This is a genomic window from Laspinema sp. D2d (assembly GCF_025370755.1).
Classification (GTDB): Bacteria; Cyanobacteriota; Cyanobacteriia; order Cyanobacteriales; family Laspinemataceae; genus Laspinema.
The window spans coordinates 1-2,569 of sequence record NZ_JAMXFC010000080.1 but is presented as its reverse complement, the minus strand read 5'-3'; the positions used below and the strand labels follow the sequence as shown (position 1 = coordinate 2,569).

The window sequence follows — 2,569 nt, the reverse complement described above, 5'->3', positions numbered from 1 at the left end:
GTGCGATTCGTTCACGCGAAAAGCGGAGGGTAATGCCCGAAGTGTGCGCGTGGTAATGGTCTCGGCAGACGCCGTGTACTAACAGGCTCCCGCCTGGAATCGTAGTCACAAACCATTATAACTGTGGATTTGTTGTCCTAAATGGAAGACAAATACCCGGATTTTCTGGCAAAAGAAGAATCTTAACAAAGATTTAATAATTGCTAGGGGTAATTAGGCATCAGCCCCACCCGGAGACTCACCATCAAAGGCGTGAAGCGGGCTGAAAAGGAGGTAACTCTTAACCAGTAAGGGAATCCCATCGAGCCAATTAGTCAAGGTCAGCCGTGAGGCGAATGTCCGACTTGAACCCTCTTAAAAATAAAGCAGCGAAATCTGGTTGATACGCTACGACCAAAAGGTCATGGGGAATAGGTAGGCTGTATTAATTTCCAACCTACAAAAGGTACAGAGTTTAGTTTCTCATGTATTAGAGAAATCCCAAAAGTACCCAGGGGGATAGGACAGCACCCTAAAACTAATAATCCCAAGTCCACGGAACGAAGTAAAGCCCGCGTTGGCTCTTAGGACAGGTCGATAGTCCTAAGTAGTGAAATGAAGTGTAAGCGCAAGCCACACGGGTAAGAGATGCAATGCAAAAGCCAACGGCCAGCCTAACAACTGGTATATGCTGACAGCTTGCGCCTAGGTTGAAATGTAGAGTCACAAGTAGTGATTTATATGTCCAAAACACAATGCAAATTGATGGTGGAATGGAACGACATCCCCTGGAAATTAGTACAGCGGAAGGTCTTCAAGTTGCAAAAGAGAATCTACAGAGCGGCTAGTAGGGGCAACCATGTCTTAGCAAAAGGGCTTCAGAAAATTCTATTGAAGTCATACTACGCAAAGCTACTCGCTGTAAGGCAAGTAACCCAACTCAACAGAGGCAAAAAGACAGCCGGGGTAGACGGGAAGAAATCTTTAACACCCGTGCAAAGGCTCAGTCTAGCCTCAAAACTGAGATTGTCTCACAAGGCAAGAGCAGTTCGGAGAATATGGATACCAAAACCCGGACGGGATGAAAAACGCCCGTTAGGAATACCTACAGTAGAGGACAGAGCGCGTCAGGCATTGGTGAAAATGGCACTAGAGCCATACTGGGAGTCCAAATTTGAGGAGACTTCCTATGGCTTCAGACCAGGTAGGTCAACACACGACGCCGTAGCCAGAATATATCTTGTGATAAACAAGAAACCAAATTATGTTCTGGATGCGGACATATCCAAGTGTTTTGACAAAATCGACCACACCTACCTACTGAAAAAGCTCCAATGTCCAAAGATAATCCGGAGACAGGTGAAAGCCTGGTTACGTGCCGGAATCATGGACAAAGGAGCCTTTGAAAAGCCAGTAGCAGGCACACCCCAAGGAGGGGTAATATCGCCACTACTTGCCAACATAGCACTAGATGGGATGATTCGCGAAGTGGAGTCGAAGTTCCCGAAGAAGGGAAACTATCCCCCAGCAAGAATCATCCGTTACGCCGACGACTTTGTGGTACTACACCCAGAGTTGAAGGTCATCCTAGGAGCTAAAGCCGCAATCGAAACTTGGTTACAACCAGTTGGGTTGGAATTAAAGCCAGAGAAAACCAGGATATGTCACACTCTGAATCATATTAAGGTTCCAGAAAGTGAATTGACTGTACCCCCTGGGTTTGATTTCCTTGGATTTAACATCCGACAATACCCAGTTGGAAAACACAAGTCAGGTAAAGGAGGGGGAGGCAAATACGCCACTCTCTCTGGATATAAAACCCTGATTAAACCAAGCAAGAAAGCAATCAAAGCCCACCATGTAGCCCTAAAAGCAGTCATTAAGACCCATAAAACAGCCCCACAAGCGGGACTCATCAGGCACTTAAACCCGATGATTAGAGGATGGGCAAACTACTACTCAGGGGTAGCAGCTAAAGAGACGTTTTCATCTGAAGACTACACTCTCTGGCAAATGCTCAGAGCATGGTCCGTAAGTAGACGCGGAAGAAAACAGAAAGCCCAAGCAATACGCAAGTATTATCGCGAAGGCCGACATGGTAGCTGGACGTTTGCAACAGCAGACGGAATGACGCTACAAAAACACGCAGATGTCGAAATCAAACGACATACCCTAGTCAAGCCTGACAAATCCCCGTATGACGGCGATTGGATTTACTGGAGTACCAGGCGAGGACAAGACATCGAAGCCCCTACAAGAGTGACGAAACTGCTGAAAAAGCAGAAGGGTAAATGCCCATATTGCGGGCAATACTTTACCAGCAGCGACTTGCTGGAAGTAGACCATATCAATCCCAAATGCAAAGGCGGGAAAGATGAATACAAAAACCTGCAATTGCTTCACGCTCACTGTCACGACTTAAAGTCAAGATATGACAGAAGCGCCCAAGGGTATCAGGAAGAAGACCAGCCACTCTGGTAGTCGTACCCATGAAAAGGGTCAAATTAGGTAGGAGCCTAGTGCCGTGAAAGTGGCACGCTGGGTTCTGAATGGGAGGTGGGGAAAGTGATTTCCCCATCGACCCCTAATA

General features: G+C 46.9%; 1 protein-coding gene. It reads left to right on the top strand.

Going from position 1 to position 2,569, the window contains the following annotated elements; translation table 11 throughout:
• Nucleotides 1-720: 720 nt before the first annotated feature.
• Nucleotides 721-2,460 carry a group II intron reverse transcriptase/maturase gene (gene ltrA, locus NG796_RS26260; RefSeq protein WP_261210451.1) on the top strand — a complete coding sequence of 580 codons (1,740 nt, stop codon included), beginning with the start codon at nt 721-723 and terminating at the stop codon, nt 2,458-2,460.
• Nucleotides 2,461-2,569 lie beyond the last annotated feature (109 nt).